Consider the following 23944-nt stretch of genomic DNA (forward strand, 5'->3'; position numbering starts at 1 on the left):
CACGGGTCAGGAGACGCCCAGTTCGGCCCAGATGGTCTTTCCCGCGCTCGTCTGGCGGGTGCCCCAGCGCCGGCTGGTCCGGGCGATCAGGAACAGTCCCCGCCCGCCTTCGTCGAGTGCCGCGGCCAGACGCAGATGGGGGGAGGTGTTGCTGCCGTCCGACACCTCGCAGATGAGGCTGTCCCCGTTGATCAGACGGAGGGAGATGGGACCGGTGGCGTAGCGGACGGCATTGGTGACGAGTTCGCTGACGATGAGTTCGGCGGCGAACTCGACATCCTCACTCATGTCCCAGGTGGTGAGCTGGTCGGTGGCGTACTTGCGCGCCCGCGCCACCGCGGCGGGGGCGCTGGGCAGCTGCCACCCCGCGACCTGGCCGGCGCCCAGCGCGCGGGTACGGGCGATGAGCAGCGCCACGTCGTCCCGCGGCGGATTGGGGAGCAGGGAGTGGAGGATCTGGTCGGCCGCGTCGCTCATGGAGGGGTTCGTGCCGCGCAGAGCCGTACAGAGGAGGTCCAGGCCCTCGTCGATGTCGTGGTCGTAGGACTCGATCAGTCCGTCGGTGTACAGGACGACGAGGCTGCCCGCCGGGACGCGGGCCTGAGCCGACTCGAAGGGCAGTCCTCCGACGCCGAGCGGCGGGCCCGCGGGGGCGTCCAGGAGGCTGACGGTTCCGTCGGGGTGGCGCACCGCGGGCGGCGCGTGCCCCGCCCGGGCCACGGTGCACTCGCACGTCACGGGATCGTAGACGGCGTACAGGCACGTGGCGCTCAGGTCCGTGTCCGCGACCTCCTTGCGCACGCCCGCCGTCTGGTGCAGCACGATGGCGTCGAGGCGGGTGAGGAGTTCGTCGGGGGCCAGCTCGATGTCGGCGAGTGTCCGCACGGCGGTGCGCAGGCGCCCCATGGTCGCCGACGCCTGGATGCCGTGCCCCGCGACGTCCCCGACGATCAGGGCGACCCGGGCCCCGGACAGGGGGATGACGTCGAACCAGTCGCCACCCACCCCGGCCGCGGAGTCGGCGGGCAGGTAGCGGGAGTGGGTGTCCACGGCCATGAGGGTCGGCATCTCCTGCGGCAGCAGACTGCGCTGGAGGGCCAGGGCGGTCTCCCGCTCGCGGGTGTACCGGCGCGCGTTGTCGATGCAGACGGCGGCCCGCGAGGCGATCTCCTCGGCGAGGAGGACGTCATCGTCGTCAAAGGGCGGTCGTGCTCCGAGGCGGCCGAAGATGACCACACCCAGGGTGGCGTGGCGGGCGCGCAGACAAATGGCCATGGCGGAGGTCGGACCCGCCTCGTCGGCCCCGGGGTGGTCCGGGTTCTCCCCGGGGTGGTCCGGATTCTCGCTGAACCAGGTCGTCGTGGTCGCGGAATCCTGGCTGAGTACGGAGCTGCCGGTGGCCAGGCACAGGGCGGGGCCCGACGCCTCCCGGTACGTCGTCGGGACTCCGGGACTCCGGGCACTTCCCGGCCCGGCCGCCGGACTGGTCCGCCGCGCGGCCGGATAGACCCACTCCGGGCCGGCCGCGGAGGTGGCGGAGGGGTCCCGGGCGGCGACAAGGTCGACCCGGGCCAGATCGGCGAACTCCAGCACGGCGACATCGGCCAGTTCCGCGGCCGTACGGGAGACGTCCAGCGTGCTGCCGACCCGCCGGCCCGCCACGCTGAGCAGGCGCAACCGGGCCCTGGAGATCGTCAGGTTCCTGAGGCGTCTGTCCCGTTTCTCGCGGAGGCGGCACACGGCGAGGCTGACGACAAACGCGAGGAACACCGCGAGAACGGTGATGAAGCGGTCACGCGTGGCAACTCCCTCGACGCCTATTCCGTAGACACCGGCCACCGCGCCCAGGTCGGCCACCCCGACGACGAAGGTCAGCCGGAAGGGGAGGAGGGCGCTGGCGACCAACTCGGCCAGGACCGAGTACCCGGCCCACGGAAAGAGGCCCGGATCCACACCCAGCTGGAGGAAGGCGATGAGGCCGATGAAGGCCAGGAGCAGCGCGGCCAGTACGTGGTCGCGATCCCATGCGCGTGCCATGCGGATACCTCCCTCACAAGCTTTGCACACAAGCGGGGGGCGGGCGCGGGGCAGGAGGGAGGGCAGGACGGAGGCCGGGACGGAGGGCTGGACGGACCTCCCCCCGGGTGCCCTGACTCGGCCAGGCCCGGGGGGACGGGATCAGTGCTCGGTTCAGTTCTCGGTCCAGTTCTGGGGTCAGTTCTCGGTGTGCTCTCCTCGGACCACTACCACCGGGGACTTCGCGTGCTGGGTGACGTGGAGGCTCACCGAGCCCAGCAGCGTGGCCGTGAACCCGCTGTAACCACGTTCGCCGACCACCAGGAGCGTCGCCTCCTTGGAGGCGTCGATCAGGACCTGGGCCGCGGGGCCGTTGACCACGCGGCGTTCGATCGTCGCCGCGACCGTGTCGTCCAGGTTCTTGTCCAGCGTCTCGTCGAGTATCTGGCGCGCCAGCGACTCGGGGTCGAACTCCGCCGGAGTGCCTGGCATCATGGCGGCCCAGCCGGTCGCGGGATACTCCCACCCGATCACCGCGGTCACCTGGTCGCCGGTCAGCTTCGCCTGGCGCACCGCCCAGTGCAGGGCCTTCAAGGACGGCTCCGAGCCGTCGACGCCGACCACGATCCTGCTGGCGGGGGTGGGGCTGGTGCTCATGTCGTGCTCTCCTACCGGTTGGTCATTCTGGTCGTGCCTGTGTGGTTCGCGAGGAGTTGCTCGAACGGCACCACCTCGTCGGCATCATCAGCGTCCGCGGCGCCCGGGGCATTCCGCCCGGCCCCGTCGGCTCGTGCGCCGGCTCCCGCCACCAGCCGCGCCAGCTCCGCCCCCGCCCGCTCGATGCGCGCCGGCAGCCCGCCGCCGTACGTGTCCGCGCCGGCGCCCCAGTCGTCCGTGGCCGCGAAGACCGCCGTCGGGAGCGTCAGCGCCCGCAGGTACGAGAACAGCGGCCGCATCGCGTGTTCCACGACCAGCGAGTGCCGGGCCGTCCCGCCCGTCGCCGCCAGCAGAACGGGCGTCCCGCGCAGCGCGTCCGGCTCGACCAGGTCGAAGAAGGACTTGAAGAGCCCGCTGTACGACCCCGCGAACACCGGCGTCACCGTGATGAGGGCGTCCGCCTCGGTCACCCTCTCCAGCGCCGCCCGCAGCGCGGGCGACGGGAATCCGGTGACCAGGTGGTTCGCGATGTCGACGGCCAGATCGCGCAGTTCGACGACCGTGACCTCCGCCTTGACGTCCATGGCGGTCAGTTCCCACGTCACCGACTCCGCCAGCCGGTCCGCGAGCAGGCGCGTCGAGGACGGCTTGCTCAGTCCCGCCGACACGGCGACGATCTTCAGCGTTTCCACGGTCAGACCTCCCTGGGGGTGGAGCCGGTAGTGCCGGTGGAGCCGGTAGTGCCGGTAGTGCCGGTGGAGCCGGTAGAGCCGGTACGGGCCGCCGCCGCGGCCGGGTGCAGCGGACCGTCCGGCACCTCCGACGGGCGGTTCTTGGCGAACTCCGCCCGCAGCACCGGTACGACCTCCTCGCCCAGCAGGTCGAGCTGCTCCAGCACCGTCTTCAGCGGCAGCCCCGCGTGGTCCATCAGGAACAGCTGCCGCTGGTAGTCACCGAAGGACTCCCGGAACGTCAGCGTCTTCTCGATGACCTCCTGCGGACTGCCCACGGTCAGCGGCGTCTGCTCGGTGAACTCCTCCAGCGACGGGCCGTGCCCGTAGACCGGCGCGTTGTCGAAGTACGGCCGGAACTCCCGTACCGCGTCCTGCGAGTTCTTCCGGATGAACGCCTGCCCGCCCAGCCCGACCATCGCCTGCTCCGGCGTGCCGTGCCCGTAGTGCGCGTAACGCTTCCGGTAGAGCCGGATCAGCTTCTGGTAGTGCTCCTTGGGCCAGAAGATGTGGTTCGCGAAGAAGCCGTCTCCGTAGTACGCGGCCTGCTCGGCGATCTCGGGCGAGCGGATCGAGCCGTGCCAGACGAACGGCGGTGTGCCGTCCAGCGGCCGGGGCGTGGCCGTGAAGCCCTGGAGGGGCGTACGGAACTTGCCCTCCCAGTCCACGACGTCCTCACGCCACAGCCGGTGCAGCAGCGCGTACTTCTCGATGGCGAGCGGGATGCCCTGGCGGATGTCCTCACCGAACCACGGATAGACGGGCCCGGTGTTGCCGCGCCCCATCATCAGGTCCACCCGGCCGTCGGCCAGGTGCTGGAGCATCGCGAAGTCCTCCGCGATCTTCACCGGGTCGTTGGTGGTGATGAGGGTGGTGGACGTGGAGAGGATCAGCCGCTCGGTGGTGGCCGCGATGTAGCCGAGCATGGTCGTGGGCGAGGACGGGACGAAGGGCGGGTTGTGGTGCTCCCCCGTCGCGAAGACGTCGAGCCCGACCTCCTCGGCCTTCCGCGCGATGGTGACCATCGCCTTGATCCGCTCGTGCTCGCTCGGTGTCCGTCCGGTGGTCGGGTCGGGCGTGACGTCGCCGACCGTGAAGATCCCGAACTGCATCGTGCTCACCTCTCGCTGGTCGCTGCCTGCTATGGGGCTGTTGGTTGAATCTTAAACTGATTCTGCACCTTACAACGGAGACCCCCCTCCCGCTATTCCGTCCGTCCACCCGCGCCGCCGCCGTCCCTCCTGACGAGTGAACGTGACGACCGGAAATCGCGCATCGCGGCCACACACGGCAACCGCTCGCTACGCTCCGCACCCGGACCAGGAACCCGGACCAGGAGAGGATCTCGCATGCTCAAGACGGTACGGATGGCAGGTCGGACGGCGGTACGGACGGCCGGGCGCCGCTCAGGGGCCGCGCTCGCGCTCGTGACGGGGCTGACGCTGGTGAGCGGATGCACGCCGGGCAAGGACGCCGCGCCCGCTCGTACGGACGACAAACCGGCCATCGCCACCGCCTCCGCCCCCAGCCGGGCGCTGGTCGTGTGGACCGACACGATGTGCGCGACCACCGCGACCCTCGACGCGGCCCGGAAGCAGAGCGCGCAGAAGGTCAAGGAACTCGCGCACCCCACGAACGACCCCGCGAGCGCCCACGCTCCCGCCCCCGCCTCCGACCCGGCCCCCGGCTCGTCCTACCGTCCCGACCCGGGGTTCACCGCCGACAGCTACCTGAACTGGGCCTCCTCCTCCGTGGAGGCCGCCGCGGCCGGTTACGCCGCCCTGCGGCCGTCGGGAATCGCCGCCGCGGACCGCCTGCGCGCGCAACTGGCGGCGGGCGTCGGCGAGATCCGGCCCGAGGTCACGAGGCTGTCCGACTTCTTCGCCCTCACGAGCCTCTCCCCGGCGGAGAAGACCGAGCGCGCGAAGCGGGTCGGCAGGCTGCTGGCGTCCTTGAAGCAGCCGCGCCCCGACCTGCCGGCCCTGGCCGGCATGAACCCGGACCTGGGCGCCGCGTACCACCTGGCGCCGCGCTGTGTCCCGGCGTCGGCGCCGGGACGACCGGTCAGGCCGGCCGACCCGTCCCGTACCCCCGCCACCCCTGCTACCCCCGCTTCCCCTGCTACCCCCGCCCCCGTCAGCTCCCACGCCCAGCTGCCCCCGCCGGCCGACGGCACGGACTTCGCCGCCTGCGCGGACGGAAAGTGCGAGGTACGGCTCACGCCGCAGCCGGCGGACATCAAGGTCGGTGACCTGAAGCTGACCGCGTGGGTGAAGGACAGGGTGGTACGGCTCCACACCGCGTACCCGTCGGGCGGCTCCGGCTCGATGACCCTGGGCGAGGGCGGCAGGGGCACGTACGGCCGGGCGGGCGGGGAGAGGGTCACGGTGACGGTGAAGCTGCTGCGCGTGGACGAGGCGAACGTGGAGATCACCACAACGCGTTCGTAGGACCCGGTCGGCCGGTTCGCCGAAAAACCGGTGGAGCGGCGCCGTCAGGCGAGCGCTGATTCGTCGCGCGTCGCGCCTGCGCGCCGCGCTACCTTGGCCTGACGGCCGAGTTGCTCCAGGATCCGGTGGTGCGACGCCGTAACCGGATGGCTCTCGACCGGGACGATGCCTGGCGCCTGGACACAGGCGGCGGTCATCGGTGCGGTCCCGGGTGTGCTCAGGTGTGATGGTCAGGTGTGACGGACGGGTGGGAAGGCCTTGGCGGTGTCGACGTAGTACTTGCGGACCAGCGGGCCGAAGCCGCTTTCCGCGCTGCCGAGGATCATCGACTTGACGACCTCCAGGCTCTTCTCGGCGGAGAAGTCCTGCGGCTTCGTCTCGGTGTCGCCGGTGACCAACGCCTTCCACGCCGCCCGGGACTCCGTCGTGGCGCTGACGTCCGGGTCGAAGCCCAGGTAGTAGCCGCGTCCTCCGGTCTCCTTCCCGACGGCCAGGAAGACGATCACATGGAATCCGATGTTCTCCGGGTTGCCGAACTTGCTCAGGGTCCCGCCCACGTGTCCGGTCGAACCGTTGAGGTACACGGCACGGTCGGCCTCCAAGGCGCCGTCGATCGTCTTCCACTTGCCCGGGACGTTCATCGCCAACGCGAGGCCGGCGGGCTCGTACAGTCCTTTTTCCCCGGGGCTCAGCAGAACGCCGACCCTTCGAGCGCGCACCTGGCAGTCGTTGTCCAACATCTTCCCGAACGTGGAATCGGCCGGCATCTGAAGCCACCACTGGAGGCGTTCGAGGGCCGTGCCCTTCGTCCCGGCCACCCCCTTCGAGATCCGCTCCCTGATGACCTTGACCGTCGGCGCGGTCTCGTCGGTGGCTTGAACATACGCCTGCTCGATCATGAAATATCCCCCCAAGTTCGGATCCCCTTGGCTTCACTATGACGCACGGAGCGTGCCCACGGTAGAGCGGGGAGTGAAGATCGCGGGCCTGCCCACGGGCCTGCCCGCAGGCCTGCCCGCAGGCCGCGATGGGCATGGCAGCCCAGCTGCCTTCGGGAGCGGACCCGTCAGCCTCACAGGTCGGACAAGTCCTCGTCACGGAGACGGAGATCGTTCGCCGCGAGGTTCTCCTCCAGGTGATCGAGGGAGCCGGTGCCCGGAATCGCCAGCACCGACGGCGACGTCGCCAACAGTGCGGCGATCGCGACCTGCGCGGTGGTCGCGCCCAGGCGTGCCGCGACCCTGCCGAGCCGTTCGGCGTCGGGCGGGCCGCCGCCGACGCCGCCGCCGAGCGGAAAGTACGGCACGTACGCGATGCCCGCCTCCTCGCACGCGGGCAGCAACCCCGTGTCGCCGGTGTGCCGGTTCTGCACCGCCGTGACGGGCGCGATGCCCCGGGCCTCGGCCAGTTGGGCGGCGTCGACGTTACTGACACCCAGGTTCCGGATCAGTCCCTCCGCGCGGAGCGCGGCCAGGACCGCGAACCGTTCGGCAATCGACTCGTCACCCGGTCCGGTCATCCCGCCGACCCGCAGATAGACCAGGTCGAGCCGGTCGAGACCCAGAGAGCGCAGATCCGCTTCGACCAGGCCGCGCAGCTGATCAGCCGTCGCCTGCCCGCTCGGCACACCGTGGGGTCCGGGCAACGGTCCCACCTTCGTCGCGATCACCAGGTCGTCGCGGTAAGGGGCCAATGCCGTACGGATCAGCTCGTTGGCCCACACCTCGTCCCTGCCGTAGAAGCCGGCCGTGTCGATGTGGTTGACGCCCAGCTCCACGGCCCTGCGGAGCACCGCGACGCCTGTCCGGGGATCTCGCGGTGGACCGGCGAAGGTGCCCATCGCGAGGCGCATCGCGCCGAAGCCGAGCCGGTTGATCGTCAGTTCTCCGCCGAGGGAGAAGGTCTTGATCGTCATGACGCTCATGGTGTCCGCGGCCCCGACACCCGGCGAGCCCGTGGCAGCTTGCTGCCAGACTGGCGGAATGCGGAACGAAGAGGTTTTCTCAGTGCGAGGAGACGCGGAGCTGACCGCGCGCGCAGGTCATCTCTTCGCGTCCGCGCGGACCGAGTTCCTGTGCGCCGCCCGGGATCTCAAGACCTGGTCGCAACCGGAGGCCAGGGCCGCGATCCGGAATCGGATGCGCGCCGCGGATCGCGCCGCCGGTCCCGCTGGCTTGATCCCTCGAAAACTGCTCAGCCCGGTGGCACTCGCCGACGAGGAGGCCCGCGCACACCTGCGGCTGGTGCGGAGCCAGGGTGCTCTCGTCCGGATCAGCCGTTCGCCGCTGCCGCACGAAACCATCCTCATCGACCGGCGCGTGATGATCCTCGCCGGCCAGGAGACCCCCACCGGCCGCGAGTACACCGTGACGACGTCGCGGATCCTGGTCGACGGTGTTCACTCGCTGTTCCGGGCGATCTGGGACGCCGCCGTCGACCTCGAAACCTATCTGCGCGGCGACGTCCCGCACCTCGACGCCGAGAGCCGGACGATCCTGAAAGCCCTCGGTTCGGGCCTGACCGACACATCGGCGGCCAAACGGCTCGGCGTCTCCCTGCGTACCTACCGGCGACGCGTGGCCGAGCTGATGACCGAACTCGAGGCCGACTCCCGCTTCCAGGCGGGCCTGCGTGCGGGCGAGTTGGGGCTGCCCCACTGAAACCACAGTGATCGCGGCCCTCCAGCAGTCCGCATGCCGTGCGGCACTAGTTCGCCTGACGGGCGGCGTACGCGACGAGGTGCGCCCACGCGGTGGGGGTGAGGAGGAGCGCGGGGCCGGTGGGGTTCTTGCTGTCGCGGACGGGGACGAGGTGGGCGGTACGGGCGGGCGCGGGCGCCCATTCCACGCAACCGCCACCGTTGCCGTTGCTGTACGACGACTTGACCCACGCGGCGTGCGCCAGGTCCGGAGCGGTCGTCATTGGAGCCTCCGTGGTTGGTTGCTCAGGCAGAGACCGCCTCGTGGGCGGTGCCGTCGAAAGGGGGATACGTGTCGGCGCTCGTGCGCGCCGCCTCGCCGATGTAGTGGGCCAAGGCCTCGCGGGACTGGGCCAGTTTGTCCATCTGTTCGTCCAGGCGGTCCAGACGGGACCGCATCGCCGCCAGCAGATCCGGGCACCCCGGCAGCTCCGGGGCCTCTCCCGTCGCGCACGGCAGCAGGTACGCGATGTCCTCGGACGACAGACCCGCACCGAGCAGGTGCCGGATCTGCTTCACCCGTAGCACCGCGCTCTCGTCGTATTCGCGGTAGCCGTTGGCCCCCCGGTCCGCCTCCAGCAACCCCTGCGCCCCGTAGTAGCGCAGCTGATGGGCGTTGACGCCTGTCCGGCGACTCAGTTCCCCGATCCGCATCAGACCAACCTCGCTTGACCTTCACACCGGTATGAACGTTGACGATGCTGCCATGACCAATACCGCAAGCGATACGCCCTCACCCGTCACCGTCACCGTCACCGTCACCGTCATCGGACTAGGACTGATGGGCCAGGCTCTCGCCCGCGCCTTCCTGACAGCCGGTCACCCCACCACCGTGTGGAACCGTACGGCCGTCAAGGCCGACCAACTCGTCGCAGAGGGTGCGTGGTTGGCCCCGACCGTCGGCGACGCGATCCGGCGTAGCTCCCTGACCGTCATCTGCCTGACCGACTACCACGCCGTACGCGAACTGCTCGGCACGCCCGATGTCGAACTCGACGGCACCACGCTCATCAACCTCACCTCGGGCGACTCCACCCAGGCCCGGGAAACCGCCGCGTGGGCCGAACAGCGCGGCGCCCGTTATCTCGACGGCGCCATCATGGCCGTCCCACCCGCGATCGGAACCCCCGACGCGGTGATCCTCCACAGCGGCCCGCAGCCGGACTTCGATGCCCACAAACCAACCCTCGACGCGCTCGGCACCCCCACCTACCTCGGCGAGGACCACGGGCTGGCAGCCCTGTACGACGTCGCCGGCCTGGCCATGATGTGGAGCGTCCTGAACGCCTGGCTCCAAGGAACCGCCCTGCTCAGGACCGCCGGTGTCGACGCCGCGACCTACGCGCCGTTCGCGCGGCAGATGGCCGCCGGTGTCGCCGATTGGCTGCCCGGGTACGCCGAGCAGGTCGACGCCGGTTCCTTCCCCGCCGAGGTGTCGGCTCTGGAGACCGACGTGCGGGCGATGACGCACTTGATCGAGGCGAGTGAGGCGGCGGGCGTCAACGCCGAACTGCCCCGTCTGTTCAAGGCGATCGCTGACCGGGCGATCGCCGCCGGACACGGTGGGGAGCAGTACGCCGTACTCATCGAGGAGTTCGGCAAGCCCGCGTAGCGCTCTACCTGGTCAGTGCGCCTGGCGCGCGGCAAACGCGACGAAGGTGGCCCAGGCGGTGGGGGTGAGGAGGAGGGCGGGGCCGGATGGATTCTTGCTGTCCCGGACCGGGATGAGGTTACGGTGGGTGGGTGCCCATTCAAGGCAGTTGTCGCCCCCGTTGCCGCTGAACGAGGACTTGACCCACTTGGCGTGCGCGAGGTCCGGGGTGTTGCTCATCAGGGAAGCGCCTCCATCGTGGATCGGATGAACGCCGCCGTGTCCTTCGGCGACAGGGCACACGCCCTGAGTAGATCGTAGGACCGCAGCCGAGGCGTCACGGCCGCGGGATCCTCCATCAGTGTTCCAGTGGCGATGCTTTCTTCATAGGCGACCTGTGCCCCGTTGTCGAGGGTCATCAGCCTCAGCGAACCTCCGGCCAGCGCGTGTCCCCCGTGCTCGAAGGGGAGAACCTGCACCACGCTGGTCGGGGTGAGCGTCAGATCGAGCAGCCGGGCCAACTGCGCCCGCATGACGGCCGGTCCGCCGAATGACCGCCGTAGCACCGCTTCGTCGAGGATCAGGAACAGATCGGGGGCGGGATCGGCCAGCAAGAGGGCCTGACGACTCATGCGCGCAGTCACCAGCTCTTCGATCTCGTCCTGCCGCGCCTTGGGGTTGTGGATCTCGAAGAGGGCGCGGGCGTACGCCTCCGTCTGCACCAGACCCGGCACGAGCTGACCTGTGTACTGCTGGATCAGCCGCGCCCTCCTCTCCAACTCCATCAACCGCCGGAACTGATCCGGGTGGATCTCGTTCCGCGCCAGGCCGTACAGCTTCACGAACAACCCATCCGTACCGAACGCCGCGTCGAGGCGTTCCGCGAGGTCCGGGGGGATCATCGCGTCCGCCGTCTCGTACCGCGCCAGCGAACTCTTCGCGTACCTCACGACACCCGCCAGGCTTTCCAGGCTCATTCCGGCCTGTTCGCGCAGTCGCCGCATCTCTGAGCCGAACAAATGGCGGGCGGAACGGTCGGGCGTCAGTTCTCGTGCTCGTGGTGCCATGCCAGGAACTCCTTATCCCCGTGGCCGGGTTGGGAGGGAAATGGCTTCTGATATTACGCAGAGTTGCCGATGCTTGTTGCACAGACGGTGACATTGCGATGACGGAAGGCGCATCCCCACCATGTGCGAGCGAGCCGCCGGTACGGCGGACGGTACGGCGGAACTGGAGGTCACGGTCCATGGCGGCGGCTTCTGGCGGCTCGTGCCCGAGCGGATTCCCCGGATGTACGACCCGGTGACGGAAGAACTCCTGGAACGTGTGCTGGACGGATTGAGGCGAGTGGCGGAATGACACAGAGCAAAGCGCGCCATCTTCTGGCGAGGCTGACGGAGGAGTTCGGTACGGACGGCGTTCTGGTCGTACGGAAGCCCGAAACCGGCGGCGGTGGCGGCGACGCCGATCTCGTACCGGGGGCGGCCCTGCGCTGGCCCAAGTGCGAGTGCGGCCAGGAGCTGTGTCCCGACTACGACCCCCCGGACGCCGGGGGGCTCGGGCACCGATGAGTTTCCCGCCCCGCGGGAGTCTCACCGGCAGCAACTCACCCTGCAACTGTGGCCCTTAAGCGAACCGGAGAGACAGATATGGCAACAGCCCGAAAGCAGTCGGCCGGAGCCGAGGACCGTGTCGTCTCCGCCGACGGTACCGAGATCGCATTCGAGCAGTCGGGCAGCGGGCCGGCCGTCGTCCTGGTCGCCTCGGCACTGGCGGACCGCTCCGACACCACCAAACTCGCGGCTCTCCTCGCCCCGCACTTCACCGTCGTCAACTACGACCGGCGCGGGCGGGGCGCCAGCGGTGACGGTGACGCTTACACCCCCGACCGGGAGGTGGAGGACATCGCCGCCCTGATCGAACACGTCGGCGGTTCGGCGTCGCTGTTCGGCTCCTCCTCCGGAGCCGTCCTCGCCCTGCGCGCGGCGGCCGCCGGAGTGAACGTCGACCGCCTGGCCCTGTACGAGCCGCCCTTCGTGGTCGCCGAGGGCGACGACGGACCACCCAGGGATCTCGCGCAGCGGATCACCACACTGCTCGCGGAAGGCCGGGACAGCGACGCGGTCAAGTACTTCATGACGAGAGCGCAGGGGATGCCCGGCATCGCCGTGTTCTTCATGAAGCTCATGCCGAAAATGTGGGCGAACCTCACCGGACTGGCCCGCACCCTGCCCTACGACATCGCGGTCATGGGCGACACCCAGCAAGGCAAACCGCTCGACGCGGCCGAGTGGCGGGGGGTGGCCGCGCGCACCCGGGTACTCACCGGCGGCAAGAGCCCCGCCGCCTTCCACCGCGCCGCCCGCGCCCTCGCCGAGATCCTGCCGCAGGCCGACCACCACACCCTGCCCGGCCTCAACCACGGCGCCGTCGTCATGGCTCCGAGGAAGATCGCCCCCCACATCACCGAGTTCATCAAGGGATGAGCGCGCGTGGTCCGAGAGGCAGGGCGGCGTGAAGGGCCGGTCTGCGTCGGCGGGTCGGTGTCAGCCGATGGCCTGTCGCTCCTGCCACGGCGCGTTCGCGCCGATCACTTCGGTGCCGGTGCCGGTGAGGACCGCCTTGCCGCCGAGGTGGATTCGTACGGATCCGTCGGCGCGCAGGCCCCAGAGGTCGGGGATGTTGTCGTCGTTGGTGTCGGGGGTGCCCATGATCTGCGGGACGGCGGAGCTGAACCAGCCGGACGCCGCGTACTCGGTGTCGGCTCCGCCCTGCGAATTGGCCGCCGTGGCAAGGGAGTTGAGGTCCACCCCGCCGGCCGCCCGCTTGATGCCGGTGCGGAGAAGGAGCCGTCCCGACTCGTCCGTACGGTAGAGCAGGTCGGTGACGCCGTCGCCGGTGATGTCCAGGACGGTGACGACGTCGCGTGTCGTCCAGGCGGAGGCGGAGAGCCTGGTGGCCTGTTCGACGGTCGCGCCGCTGTAGCCGGTCAGCGCCCAGAGGGCGTCGCCGATCGTGACGAAGAAGTCGGTCTTGCCGTCGCCCGTGGCGTCGCCGGCCGAGACGATCTGGGTGAAGGTGGCGGGGTCGGGGGCGCCGGGCGGGAGGAGGATCTCGCGGCGCTTGTCGGTGTTCACGGCGCCGTAGCCGTCGCCGGGGTAGACCCACAGCTTGCCCTCGACGCGTACGACGAGGTCCTGGAACCCGTCGCCTCCGTAGATGTCTCCGTTGTGCGTGATCAGCGCCTTGTTGAAGTGGGTGGTCGGCGCGGGGACCTGGGTGGGTAGTTTGTCGCCGTTCGGGTCCTTGTCGGGATTGCCGCGGTAGGCGCCCGGCATGGAGTAGTCCAGGTCTCCGGTGCCCTTGGCGAGGTCGTTGGTCGCCTGGGACGGGTAGATGAAGAGGCGGCCGTCCTGCGCGACGGTGAGGAGATCGGGCAGTTCGTCTCCGGTGAAGTCGCCCGGGGTGTCGGCTTTGGTCTTGGGTGTCGCGTAGAAGAGGTACTTGTTCGGCTCGGAGACGTGGCCGGCCGCGTCGACGGTCCGTACGTACAGCACGTTGGGCCCGGCGGTCGGCGGTTTGGCGTTCGAGATCTTGGCGGTGACCGAGGTCGCCGCGCCGTTGGTGCGGGACACGGAGAAGGGGTAGCTCGCCGAGTTGAAGCCGTACTCGTAACGGATCACGTCCGTGTTGAGCGCGCGGACGGTGAAGGAGCCGCCGGTGCCGAACGGGGTGGTGCTCCAGATGCCGTCCTCGGGCTGGACGCCGAAGCCGTTCTGGGACTTGTCGGCGTTGGGGAAGTCCGTGGAGGTGACGACGGGGGGCTGGGGAGCGACGGTGTCCATGATGAACCGGCAGGGGGTGTTCTTCGGCGCGTAGCCGGAGCTGGAACCGGTGTCGTCGAACGACCTGGCCCGCCAGGAGTACTTCGTGTTGTTGGTCAGCTTGCTGGTGGAGAAGGCGCTGGTGGTGACGCGGGCCTCGGTGGTGTCCCCGCCCACGGACTTCTTGCCGGTGCTCTTCAGCAGGTCACCGACGGTGTCCCATTTCCCGGTGGGCCACAGGTCGAAGTCCAGGTAGTCGAGGTTGCGGTCCTGGTCGGCGGCCGACGCGGTGAAGGTGATCTCTCCGGCCGCGATGCGGACGTACGGCTCGGTCGTGGTGCACCTGGCGTCGGGCCCCAGGTCGAGGGAGGTGGGTGTGCCGGGGCGGCGGTTGTAGACGATTTCGAGATACGGGGCGTTCTCGCCGTTCGCGGCGAACTTCTTCCAGGAGTACTGGGAGTCCTCGTTCACCGCGCGCATGCCGAAGGTGATGCTGTCGGCGCCCTTGTCCGCCGCCTTCTGGGCGGACTTCTTGACGTCGAAGGTCTCGTACGCGTCGCGGCATCCGGACTTGTAGCCGTGCGCGAAGCTCCGGGTACTGACCTTGTTGCCGTCGTTGAGCTTCGGGGCGTTCTTCCAGTTGGTCTTCGAGTTGATCGCGCCGGTGAGGTGCACGCTCATGGCCCGGTCGGTGCAGGACCAGGCGTACGTCTCCAGGAGGCGCAGGGTGGCCTTGGTGATCACCGCTCCCTTGAGGGAACTGTCGTAATCGATGTTGAGGAAGGAGCGCGAGGTGCCCCAGGTGTCGGACTCGAAGCCGACGCGTGCCTCGTGCGTACCGCCCTTGTTGAAGCCCTTGCCGTTGTAGAAGGTGGCCTTCGGGTAGCGGTCGTAGACCGTGGTCCAGTTCTGCACGTGCTTCTTGACCGACGGGTCGATGAAGACGGGGTAGACCGTGGACGGGTCGGCGAGCAGGTCGGCGTCCGGGGTGATGAGCCACTTGCCGCCCGCGAGATCGGCTTCGACCAGGGCTCCGTGGGAGTCCGGGGACGGGCCGTCGAGGGCGGGCAGGGAGAGCGTGGCGGCCGACCCGGTCTGCGAGGGGGCGGGGGTGGGCTCGGCCGGGACGGGCGGGGGTGGCGAGTCCTGTACGGGGGGTACGGATTCGTCGCTCGGGGAGGGGAGCGTCTCGGGGTACGGGTCGGCCTGCTCGTCGGTCTCCGGGTCGGCTTCCGGGTCGGTGGATTCGGAAGCTGAGGGCGTCTCTTCGGGGGGCGCCGTGTCGGAGGGCAGGACTTCGGGTTCCGTGGGCTGGGCGGTGGCGCCGACCTCGCCGTCGGTCACGGCGGGGGAACCGGCGTTGTCCCACATCACGGGGGAGGGCGACATGGCGATCTCGTCGCCGTCGCTGTTCTCGGCGGTGACGATGTCGGACGCCGGGTCGAGCCGGAAGGTGAGGGTGGGCGAGGACAGGCCGTAGGCGAGCTGGGCGACGCGGGGGTCGGCGGCGGCGGTGCGGTTCTTGACGACGAGGAGCTGGGAGAAGCCTTCGTCGTCGGCGGTGAGGACCAGGTCTGCGCCGGGGATGATCTCGGGGTAGAGGGCCCGGTTGCTGTCGATGATCGGCTGCGGGATGGGACCGGGCCAGGTGAGCTGGATGTCGTGGCCGTCGGCGTGGAGGGTGACGAGGGGGGTGGCGGGGTCGTCGGCGGCGGTTTTTGCCGTGTCCTTGGCGAGGGCGATGCGGCGGACCGTACCGCGTGACGCGCGTTCGGACCCGGCCTCGGACCCGGCCTCGGACCCGGCCTCGGACCCGGCCTCGGACCCGGCGGAGAACACCATTCCGGCGTTGGTGGCCGTGGGCTCCCAGCCCCGGCTCGTCCGGTGCAGCGACGGGTCGATCGGCTTCCACACCCCGTCGACCTTGGCGCGGACGGGGGAGACGTACATCCGGCGGGACATCTGGCCGTCGGGCAGCGCCCAGGTGGTGGAGTCGGCCGTGCGCCGCGCGGAGATCTCGACCGCCTTGCCGCTCTTCGACGCCCTGGTGATCGCATCGGCCTCGGTCACCGCCGGGGCGGCGGCAGCGGGCGCGCGTGATGCGGCGGACGGCTCGGGCCCGGTGAGTCGTATGCCGGCGTAGGTCAGCCCGGTCGCGGCGATCGCCGCGGCGCAGGCCACGGCGACGGTGCGCCGGCCCGGCAGGCGGTTTCTGTGGTGTGGCATGAGTGAGACCCCTCCCCCCTCTGCCCCGGCGTACGGCGGGTCGCCGACCGGGGATACGGAGCCCCCACGCGGGCCTGAGCAGCACGGGCCTGAGCACACGAGATGAGCGAGCAGATCATGACCCATGCGTGAGCGGCCGTCACCCTGCGGAAATGGCCGGGGGCTTGGGGAGGGACTGGTGCGGGTCGATCTGTGACGCCGCGTCAGTGGCGGTGGGTCGTGCGTCGGTGGTGAGGAAACCCCTCGTAACGACCTAAAAGATGGCGGGGTTTGATCATGAAAGCGCTCGCCTGGGGCCAAGATCCGATTACTCGTCAATCTGGCGGGATGCGCTCGCTTGGGCGCTTATTCGCCGCTTGTGCGGAACGCGTCTGTAATTGATCCACTACGTGACGTGACGATCATCACTTGATCATTAATTCTCTGGTCTTTCCTCACAACTCCCCCACACAATCAGCGCGTTCTTGCACGACGTCCCGTACGGCCCACCCCGGTGCCGTGCTCACTGGTCCGGGGGGATCCTGGCGTGTCTCGCCTCTCTGAAACTCGCCGTCGCCGGCGCCGTGTCCGCCACTCCGTCGTGCCCGCCGTGGGCCTCGCCCTGCTGGTGGGGCTGCTGCCCGCGCGGGCGTGGGCGGTCCCGCCCGACCCCGACAAGGTCGCGCGTGAGGACCTGGTCCTGGTCCAGCTCGACCAGGAGCGGCCCGTACCGGGCACGGTCGTGAACAAGGACCTGGAGAGTCTGAAGGCCGACGTGCCCAAGGACCTGGGCGCGGCTCCGGCCGGTACGACCACGGTCCCGGTGGAGGCGTCCCGGCAGATCAACTTCGATGCCCTCCCGAAGTCCGCGTTCGCGCGGGCCAGTGGTGTGACCCCGGCCGCCGCTCCGGTCGGGGACCTGCCGGTCAGCCTCGGGCAGGCGGTCGGCGAGGCCGCGCCCACCGGTATCTGGCAGGTTGACGTGGACGGCCGGACGGAGACGGCGGCCAAGGGCGTGGACGGCGCGGTGGTGACGCTGCACGCCCCGGCCGACGCGGTGCCGGTGTCCGTGCGGTTCGACTACACGAAGTTCAAGAACCTGTACGGCGCGGACTGGGCCTCCCGTCTGCGCTTCGTGCAGTTCCCCCCGTGCTATCTGACGACGCCTGATGCCGAGGAGTGCCAGGCGTACGAGGAAGTCGAGACGGTCAACGACACCGGGACCGGCACGGTGACGGCGACGGTGGACGCGGTCGCCGACGGGGCGGCGGCCTTGGCGTCCCCGTCGTCGTCCCTCTCGTCGTCGTGGGACAACCAGGGCGTATCCGCCCTGCGCGCCGGCCATCGCGCCCAGGTCGCGAAGTTCGCCCAGGCCACCCAGGCGGCCGCCGCAGGCAGCACCGCTGTTCTCGGCGTCACCGACTCCGGCTCGGGAGACGGCGGTTCGTTCAAGGCGAGCCCGCTGGCGTCCAGCGGGAAGTGGGCCGCCGGTGGTTCGTCCGGCTCCTTCTCCTGGTCGTATCCGCTGGAGATTCCCCCGACACCCGCCGGTCCGTCCCCCAATGTCTCCTTCGAGTACGACTCGCAAGAGGTCGACGGCCGGACGGCCGTCTCCTCGCCGCAGGCGTCGTGGATCGGCGAGGGATGGAACTACGAGCCCGGGCACATCGAGCGCCGCTACCGTTCCTGCAAGGACGACACCAAGACGCTCAAGGCGGGCACGCCCAACAACACCGCGTCGAAGAACAAGACGTCCGACCTGTGCTGGGTCTCGTACAACGCCGTGATGTCGCTGAACGGCCGGACCACCGAACTGGTCCGGGTCGGCAGCACCGACACGTACCGTCCGCAGAACGACGACGGCACCCGCGTCGAGCTGAAGACCGGCGCGACCAATGACGACAACAACGGCGAGTACTGGGTGGTCACCACCCCGGACGGCACGCAGTACTTCTACGGGCTGAACACCGTCGGCGGCGGCCACGCGGCCACCGGCTCGGTCTCCACCGTCCCCGTCTACGGCAATCACCCCGAAGAGCCCTGCCACGAGGCCGGCTTCGCCGACTCCCGCTGCGGAACCGGGAAGCAGCAGGCCTGGCAGTGGGGCATGGACAAGGTGGTCGATGTCCACGGCAACGCCATGGTCGTCAACTGGAAGCAGGAGACCAACTACTACGCGGTCAACAAGAAGTTCAAGGCGCCGGAGAACTACGACCGGGCCGCGTACCCCGTGTCGATCGAGTACGGGATGCGTACCCCCGACCTGACCAAGCCGTCGGCGACCGTCGACTTCCAGGTCGCGCAGCGCTGCCTCTCGACGGGAACCGCCTGCGATTCCGCGAACTTCGCCAAGACCGACGACCCCGGCGCGTACCGCCCCTGGTGGGACACCCCGGGCAACCTCAACTGCAAGTCCACCTCCAAGCTGTGCCCGCCCTTCCCCTCCTTCTGGACCCAGCTCCGCCTGGACTCGGTGACGACCAAGGCCGCGCGCCCGGGGCAGACCGGGCTGGGCAAGGTGGACACGTACAGCCTCCACCAGTCCTTCCCGGCCGACTGGTACGACACCTCTCCCAGCCTGTGGCTCAACTCCGTGACCCGTACCGGCTTCGCGCCGGGCGACACCAAGGGGACCGTCCAGTCCGCGGCCGGAGTCAGCTTCTCCCACTACACGGTGGGCAGCGCCTCCCCGCTGAGAGCGCGGCTGAAAGACCGTCAGCTGCCCAACCTCGTGCCTTCCGGGCCGAGTGACAAGCGTCCCGGCTTCACCCGTCCGCGTATCGGCGTCGTCTCCACCGAGAACGGCGGCGACATCGAGGTGGAGTACACCGGCGGCTGCGCCACCGAACCCTCCACCGACAAGGGCAAGGCCAACGGCACCTGCTATCCGGTGCGTTGGTCCCCGGACGGGGAGGAGAAGAAGCCGGCCAAGGCCTGGTTCAACAAGTACGTCGTGGACTCGGTCACCGAGACCGACAAGGTCACGACCCACACCAAGCCGGTGGTGACGTCGTACAAGTACACCTCACCGGCCTGGGAAAAGAGCGACGACGAGTTCAGCCGCCCGTCCCTGCGCACGTACAGCGTCTGGCGCGGCTACCGGCAGGTCGCCACCACCAAGGGCGGTTCCACCGCGCAGAACCAGGACCCGGATCCGGCCTCGTACTCCGTCACCCGGTACTTCCAGGGCACGGGGGGCGCCGTAAAGGACTCCACGGGTGCGGTGGTCCTGCTCGCGGACGACGCGTCGCAGTTCGCGGGGATGGCGGCCGAGACCCTCACGTACACGGAGGCCGGCGGCCGTCTTCTCAAGCGCGCCCTGACCTTCCCCGAGTCCAAGCAGACCGCGTCCCGCAGCCGGGAGGCGGAGGACGGCACCGATCTGGACCCGCTGCTCGCGCAGCGCACGTGGGTGGGGCGTACTGACGCCATCCAGACCGTCGGCAGCAGCTGGCAGGCGGTACGGACCGCGACCACCGTGGAGGACACGTACGGGCTGCCCACCCAGGTGGAGATGTCGGTCGTCAAGCCCAACGGCACCGGCGAGACCGTGAGCAACCAGGTCTGCGTGCGGACGTCGTACGTCCACAACACAACCGCGTGGATCATCGGGAAGACCAAGGAGGCGCGCTCGACGGCGACTCCGTGCTCCAAGTTCGACACCGCGGACCCGGCGACCCAACTGCTCAGCTCCGTACGGACCTCGTACGACTACCAGGCGTACGGCGAGGGCCCGGTCAAGGGTCTGGAGACGCTGGTGGCGGACATCAACGGCGAGGGCACGTCCCACTCCGTGACGACCAACAGCACCTATGACGACCTGGGGCGGATCAAGAAGGTCACCAGGCCGGCGACCGGTTCCACCGAGACCGTCTACACCCCTGCCGACGGCGGGCCTGTCACGGCGGTCAAGACCATCAACTCCAAGCAGTACGCGGCCACCACGACCTATGACCCGGGCCGCGCCCTGCCGTTGACCGCCACCGACGCCAACGGCCGTGTCACCCGGAACGAGTACGACGCGCTCGGCCGGCTGGTCAAGGGCTGGTCCCCCTCCCGCTCGTCGGGCGGGAAGTCCCCGGACACGGAGATCGTCTACCAGACCGCCGTCGCGACGCCCGCCGAGACCAAGCCGGCCGCCGTCACGGTCAAGTCCCTGAAGGACGACGGCGGATACGCCAGTCAGGTCACTCTCTACGACGGGCTGTCGCGTGAGGTGCAGACGCAGAGCGAGGCGCACGGCGCGGGCCGCATCATCACCGACACCAAGTACAACGACCACGGCCTGGTGCGGGAGCAGACCAGCGGCTATCTGGCGAAGGGCGACCCGGAGACCAAGCTGTTCGCCCGGATCTCGGAGACCCTGGTCCCGAGCAAGACGCGGACGCAGTACGACGGTCAGGAGCGCGTGGTCCGCGCGATGCGGTACCACGGGGCCGCGTACCTGAACGAGATCATCAGTACGTACGACGACACGACGGTGACCGTCGATCCTCCGGGTGCGACCACCGCGACCACCAGGAGCGCGACCGACGCGCTGGGCCGGGTCACCTCGATCACGCACTACACCACCGCTGGTGGGGCGAAGGGCGCGGGGCGGACGACCGATTACACGTACGACGCGCGGGGCAATCGCACCAAGGTCACTGATCCGGCGGGCAACACCTGGTCGTACGTGTACGACGTCCGCGGCCGTCTGACGAAGTCGACGGATCCGGACACGGGCGACTCCTTCACGGAGTACGACGACGCCGACCGCCCGGTGAAGACCACCGACACGCTCGGGAAGTCCGTCTTCACCGAGTACGACGAGCTGGACCGGCCTGTCGCGGTCCGCGAGGGATCGGTGGACGCGGAGCCGGTCAAGAGGTTCACGTACGACATGGCGGGCGCGCTCGGCCTGCCCGTGTCCTCGACCCGCCGGGACGAGTCGGGCGGTGAGTGGATCAGCCGCGTCACCGGGTACGACACGGATTACCAAATCACCGGGAGCGAGACGGTCGTACCCGCCAGCACGATGACGGCGGGCCTGTCCGGGACGTACGCGTACTCCTACACCTACACGCCGACCGGCAAGCCGCTGTCGGTGACGCTGCCGGCGAAGGGCGGGCTGGCGGCGGAGAAGGTCGTCACGCGCTACAACTCCGACGGCCTGGCGGAGTCCACGTCCGGCGCCAACTGGTACACGTCGGACGTCACTTACTCCCCGTACGGCGAGCCGCTGCGCTCGGTGAGCGGATCGCAGCCGTCGCGGGTCTGGACGACCAACTTCGTCGACCAGCACTCGGGGAGCCTCCAGCGCACGCTCACCAACACGGAGACGGCCGGCGAGACGCCGATCGCCGACAGCACGTATGCGTACGACGAGTCGGGCACGATCACCGCCAACGCGCGGAAGTTGACGGATGGCACTACTACTTCCTGGGACAACCAGTGCTACACGTATGACGCGTTGGGTGAACTGGTCCATGCCTGGACCTCCAACATCACCCCGAACGACTCGGGGACGGGCTGCCGTTCGTCGGACAGCACCAACTGGGGGCCTCGATCCGACGGCGCCCCGAGCAGCGGCCCGGTCGCGGACGCGGCGTCGACGGCGTCCGACGCGACCAGCCCCGGCGCGGCACTGACGTCGTCACTGGCCGCGGCGGCTCCGGCGACGGGGACGGTCTCCACGACGGCCACGAGCGCCACGGCCTACCGCCAGTCGTTCACCTTCGACTGGCTGGGCAACCGCGCCACCCTGACCGAGCACAACACCGCTGACGCGACGAAGAACGTCACCCTCAAGTACGGCTACGGCCGCCAGGTGACGGGCAAGGGCGTCGTCCAGCCCCACACCCTCTCGGCGATCACGTCCACGACGGCGGGCCAGAACAGCACGTACACGAACAACGACATCGGCAACACGACGGACCGCGATCTCCCGGGAACCACCCAGGACCTGGCCTGGAACACGGAGAACAAGCTCCGCACGATCACGGTCAACGGCGCGAAGACGACGTACGTCTACGACGCGGGCGGCAACCGCATCCTGGAGAACTCGCCCACGGGCTCGACCCTCTACCTGGGCGAGACAGAACTGACAACGGACTCCACGGGCAAGATCACCCGCTCCTCCCGCTCATACGGCCAGGCGGGCGCCCCCACGGTGGTCCGCACGACGGTGAACGGCGCGACGACGGGCCACAAGCTCAACGTCCTGATCACCGACCAACTGGGCACGGCGAACACGTCGGTGGAGCTGTCGGGCACCCAGCCGGTCACGCGCCGCGCGTACAAGCCGTACGGCGAAACCCGCGGCCCGAAGCCCACGACGTGGCCCAACAAGCGCAGCTACCTGGGCGTCGGAATCGACGACGCGACAACGGGCCTGACCCACATAGGCGCCCGCGAGTACGACCAGGCAGCGGGCCGCTTCCTGTCGGCGGACCCGATCATCGACCTTGCCGATCCGCTCCAGATGAACGGCTACGCGTACAGCAACAACAGCCCGATCAGCAAGAGCGACCCGACCGGTAACTGCGTCGACAACGGAAATGGCGGTTGCGGACGGCCCACTCACACCATTGACGACGATGGCCGGACGCATTCATCTTCCGCTCCAAGTAGTTCCCTTTCCGATGATTTCTCCAACGGAATTATTGCCGAGGATCGCGACGAACTGCGTACTGCGGAATCGCAGATCTATGAAGCGGTCAAAATGTATTCGCCAACCAAGGCGAGTGCTGATCTCTGGCTGAAGGCGTATCGCAGTGAGATTGAGAAGCAGTACAAGAAGCGTACCGTTTACGCCGATAATGCCATCAGTACTGCTGTCAATATTTGCTGGCAGAACGACGACCTCTGCACGCAAGAGCTGAGAAACTTCTTCGTAGACGTCGAATTTGCCAAGGGTGCCAGAATTGGATCCCTTCCGGGCGGGGACAGGCTAGGCGCGGGGCCGCGGAGCAGGTTGCGGGGCGGAGAATTAAAGCCCAAGGCCAAGCCCAATTCCGGCTGTACCCAGTGATTTTTGGCCGGCACCGAGGTGCTCATGGCGAACGGGCAGACTCGGAAGATCGAGGATGTCCGAGTCGGCGACGAGGTCGAAGCGACCGATCCAGAGACAGGCGAGTCCGGAGCCCGCAAGGTCACCCGCCTGATCGTCACCGAGGACGACAAGCACTTCAACACGTTGTCCATCGCCACCGACGACGGCATAGAAACCCTGACCGCGACCTACGAGCACCCCTTCTGGTCACCGTCCGAACGGGACTGGATCGGAGCGGCCAAGCTCAGGCCGGGCATGACCCTGCTCACCGACGACGGCAGCACGGTCATCGTCACGGCGAACCGGGCCTTCACGAAGCACGCGCGGACCTACAACCTGACGGTGGATGATCTCCACACGTACTATGTGCTGGCGGGGCAGACTCCGGTCCTCGTTCACAACAGCAACTGCGGCATTCGCAAGCATGACAAAGCCCGGGGCGCTGCCGGTGTCGATGAAATGACAGAGACGTTTGAGAAGTTCTACGACAAATCCGATATCTATAGCGAGAGCTACGGGAACGGACTTGAACTCTGGACCCCTTACGGCAAGCGCCAAGTAGATATCGCGGTCAGGAACCCAGACGGCAACCTTCACCTTTACGAGGTGAAGGTGAATAAATCGAATTACACAAGGGGACAGCGAAGGAAGGACGAATGGCTAGCGAAGACGTACGGGTTTGGAACCTCAGTCGTTCGTCGCGGTACGGAGTGTCCAATCTGCAACCCCTAACCTGAGA

17 protein-coding genes and 1 pseudogene are annotated in these 23944 nt (G+C 68.9%); 7 read left to right on the plus strand and 11 right to left on the minus strand.

The window, feature by feature from the left end; all coding sequences use genetic code 11:
* Positions 1–6: 6 nt before the first annotated feature.
* The 4 genes from ACIO1C_RS05525 to ACIO1C_RS05540 form a co-directional block, all read right to left on the minus strand.
* Positions 7–2037: a SpoIIE family protein phosphatase gene (locus ACIO1C_RS05525; protein ID WP_401858904.1), complete on the minus strand. Its 2031-nt coding sequence runs from the start codon at positions 2035–2037 to the stop codon at positions 7–9.
* 177 nt (positions 2038–2214) lie between these two features.
* Positions 2215–2673, minus strand: a complete 459-nt coding sequence (locus ACIO1C_RS05530; protein WP_401858906.1) for a universal stress protein — start codon at positions 2671–2673, stop codon at positions 2215–2217.
* Between the two features lie 11 nt (positions 2674–2684).
* Positions 2685–3365, minus strand: coding sequence for an FMN reductase (locus ACIO1C_RS05535; protein WP_401858908.1), 681 nt, complete (start codon positions 3363–3365; stop codon positions 2685–2687).
* Positions 3366–3367: 2 nt separating this feature from the next.
* Positions 3368–4516 (minus strand): LLM class flavin-dependent oxidoreductase, encoded by a 1149-nt coding sequence (locus ACIO1C_RS05540; protein WP_401858910.1) that lies wholly within the window; start codon positions 4514–4516, stop codon positions 3368–3370.
* A 237-nt stretch (positions 4517–4753) separates the two neighbouring features.
* Here ACIO1C_RS05540 and ACIO1C_RS05545 point away from each other — a divergent pair, with 237 nt between their 5' ends.
* Positions 4754–5854, plus strand: a complete 1101-nt coding sequence (locus ACIO1C_RS05545; RefSeq protein ID WP_401858912.1) for a hypothetical protein — start codon at positions 4754–4756, stop codon at positions 5852–5854.
* A gap of 230 nt (positions 5855–6084) precedes the next feature.
* Here the strand turns inward: ACIO1C_RS05545 and ACIO1C_RS05550 are convergent, their stop codons facing one another.
* Both ACIO1C_RS05550 and ACIO1C_RS05555 read right to left on the minus strand, forming a co-directional pair.
* Positions 6085–6753, minus strand: coding sequence for a hypothetical protein (locus ACIO1C_RS05550; protein ID WP_401858913.1), 669 nt, complete (start codon positions 6751–6753; stop codon positions 6085–6087).
* Positions 6754–6926: 173 nt separating this feature from the next.
* The gene (locus tag ACIO1C_RS05555; protein ID WP_401858915.1) at positions 6927–7769 is read right to left on the minus strand and encodes an oxidoreductase; all 843 of its coding nucleotides are present in this window, start codon (positions 7767–7769) and stop codon (positions 6927–6929) included.
* Between the two features lie 67 nt (positions 7770–7836).
* Between ACIO1C_RS05555 and ACIO1C_RS05560 the strand changes: the two genes are divergently transcribed.
* Positions 7837–8514 (plus strand): DNA-binding response regulator, encoded by a 678-nt coding sequence (locus ACIO1C_RS05560; protein ID WP_401858917.1) that lies wholly within the window; start codon positions 7837–7839, stop codon positions 8512–8514.
* Positions 8515–8560: 46 nt separating this feature from the next.
* On the opposite strand, the gene ACIO1C_RS05565 is transcribed toward ACIO1C_RS05560, so the two are convergent.
* Positions 8561–8776: a DUF397 domain-containing protein gene (locus tag ACIO1C_RS05565; protein WP_401858919.1), complete on the minus strand. Its 216-nt coding sequence runs from the start codon at positions 8774–8776 to the stop codon at positions 8561–8563.
* A gap of 22 nt (positions 8777–8798) precedes the next feature.
* Entirely contained in the window at positions 8799–9206 is a 408-nt protein-coding gene (locus ACIO1C_RS05570) for a MerR family transcriptional regulator (protein WP_401858921.1), read from the minus strand.
* A 52-nt stretch (positions 9207–9258) separates the two neighbouring features.
* Here ACIO1C_RS05570 and ACIO1C_RS05575 point away from each other — a divergent pair, with 52 nt between their 5' ends.
* Positions 9259–10164 (plus strand): NAD(P)-dependent oxidoreductase, encoded by a 906-nt coding sequence (locus ACIO1C_RS05575; protein ID WP_401858923.1) that lies wholly within the window; start codon positions 9259–9261, stop codon positions 10162–10164.
* 12 nt (positions 10165–10176) lie between these two features.
* Here the strand turns inward: ACIO1C_RS05575 and ACIO1C_RS05580 are convergent, their stop codons facing one another.
* Entirely contained in the window at positions 10177–10383 is a 207-nt protein-coding gene (locus ACIO1C_RS05580; protein ID WP_401858925.1) for a DUF397 domain-containing protein, read from the minus strand.
* Entirely contained in the window at positions 10383–11210 is an 828-nt protein-coding gene (locus tag ACIO1C_RS05585; protein ID WP_401858927.1) for a helix-turn-helix domain-containing protein, read from the minus strand. Before ACIO1C_RS05585 ends, ACIO1C_RS05580 begins: the two co-directional genes overlap by 1 nt.
* Before the next feature lie 121 nt (positions 11211–11331).
* Here ACIO1C_RS05585 and ACIO1C_RS05590 point away from each other — a divergent pair, with 121 nt between their 5' ends.
* From ACIO1C_RS05590 to ACIO1C_RS05600, 3 genes are all read left to right on the plus strand, one after another.
* Positions 11332–11502, plus strand: coding sequence for a hypothetical protein (locus tag ACIO1C_RS05590; RefSeq protein WP_401858929.1), 171 nt, complete (start codon positions 11332–11334; stop codon positions 11500–11502).
* Entirely contained in the window at positions 11499–11714 is a 216-nt protein-coding gene (locus ACIO1C_RS05595) for a hypothetical protein (RefSeq protein WP_401858931.1), read from the plus strand. The genes ACIO1C_RS05590 and ACIO1C_RS05595 overlap by 4 nt, the downstream gene beginning before the upstream one ends.
* A 78-nt stretch (positions 11715–11792) precedes the next feature.
* Positions 11793–12629 carry an alpha/beta fold hydrolase gene (locus tag ACIO1C_RS05600; RefSeq protein WP_401858933.1) on the plus strand — a complete coding sequence of 279 codons (837 nt, stop codon included), beginning with the start codon at positions 11793–11795 and terminating at the stop codon, positions 12627–12629.
* A gap of 60 nt (positions 12630–12689) precedes the next feature.
* Here the strand turns inward: ACIO1C_RS05600 and ACIO1C_RS05605 are convergent, their stop codons facing one another.
* Positions 12690–16193, minus strand: a complete 3504-nt coding sequence (locus ACIO1C_RS05605) for a DNRLRE domain-containing protein (protein WP_401858935.1) — start codon at positions 16191–16193, stop codon at positions 12690–12692.
* Positions 16194–16773: 580 nt separating this feature from the next.
* On the opposite strand from ACIO1C_RS05605, the pseudogene ACIO1C_RS05610 reads away from it, so the two are divergent.
* A pseudogene (locus tag ACIO1C_RS05610) lies at positions 16774–23937 on the plus strand (polymorphic toxin-type HINT domain-containing protein).
* The last annotated feature ends 7 nt before the right edge of the window (positions 23938–23944 follow it).

The sequence above is a fragment of the Streptomyces sp. NPDC087420 genome, from assembly GCF_044744165.1.
GTDB lineage: Bacteria > Actinomycetota > Actinomycetes > Streptomycetales > Streptomycetaceae > Streptomyces.

Excerpts from the sequence above, each read along its gene's own strand:
- ACIO1C_RS05525 (WP_401858904.1), bottom strand. The coding sequence starts at position 2,037 with ATGGCACGCGCATGGGATCGCGACCACGTACTGGCCGCGCTGCTCCTG.
- ACIO1C_RS05530 (WP_401858906.1), bottom strand. The coding sequence starts at position 2,673 with ATGAGCACCAGCCCCACCCCCGCCAGCAGGATCGTGGTCGGCGTCGAC.
- ACIO1C_RS05540 (WP_401858910.1), bottom strand. The coding sequence starts at position 4,516 with ATGCAGTTCGGGATCTTCACGGTCGGCGACGTCACGCCCGACCCGACC.
- ACIO1C_RS05545 (WP_401858912.1), top strand. The coding sequence starts at position 4,754 with ATGCTCAAGACGGTACGGATGGCAGGTCGGACGGCGGTACGGACGGCC.
- ACIO1C_RS05550 (WP_401858913.1), bottom strand. The coding sequence starts at position 6,753 with ATGATCGAGCAGGCGTATGTTCAAGCCACCGACGAGACCGCGCCGACG.
- ACIO1C_RS05555 (WP_401858915.1), bottom strand. The coding sequence starts at position 7,769 with ATGACGATCAAGACCTTCTCCCTCGGCGGAGAACTGACGATCAACCGG.
- ACIO1C_RS05560 (WP_401858917.1), top strand. The coding sequence starts at position 7,837 with ATGCGGAACGAAGAGGTTTTCTCAGTGCGAGGAGACGCGGAGCTGACC.
- ACIO1C_RS05565 (WP_401858919.1), bottom strand. The coding sequence starts at position 8,776 with ATGACGACCGCTCCGGACCTGGCGCACGCCGCGTGGGTCAAGTCGTCG.
- ACIO1C_RS05570 (WP_401858921.1), bottom strand. The coding sequence starts at position 9,206 with ATGCGGATCGGGGAACTGAGTCGCCGGACAGGCGTCAACGCCCATCAG.
- ACIO1C_RS05575 (WP_401858923.1), top strand. The coding sequence starts at position 9,259 with ATGACCAATACCGCAAGCGATACGCCCTCACCCGTCACCGTCACCGTC.
- ACIO1C_RS05580 (WP_401858925.1), bottom strand. The coding sequence starts at position 10,383 with ATGAGCAACACCCCGGACCTCGCGCACGCCAAGTGGGTCAAGTCCTCG.
- ACIO1C_RS05585 (WP_401858927.1), bottom strand. The coding sequence starts at position 11,210 with ATGGCACCACGAGCACGAGAACTGACGCCCGACCGTTCCGCCCGCCAT.
- ACIO1C_RS05590 (WP_401858929.1), top strand. The coding sequence starts at position 11,332 with ATGTGCGAGCGAGCCGCCGGTACGGCGGACGGTACGGCGGAACTGGAG.
- ACIO1C_RS05595 (WP_401858931.1), top strand. The coding sequence starts at position 11,499 with ATGACACAGAGCAAAGCGCGCCATCTTCTGGCGAGGCTGACGGAGGAG.
- ACIO1C_RS05600 (WP_401858933.1), top strand. The coding sequence starts at position 11,793 with ATGGCAACAGCCCGAAAGCAGTCGGCCGGAGCCGAGGACCGTGTCGTC.
- ACIO1C_RS05605 (WP_401858935.1), bottom strand. The coding sequence starts at position 16,193 with ATGCCACACCACAGAAACCGCCTGCCGGGCCGGCGCACCGTCGCCGTG.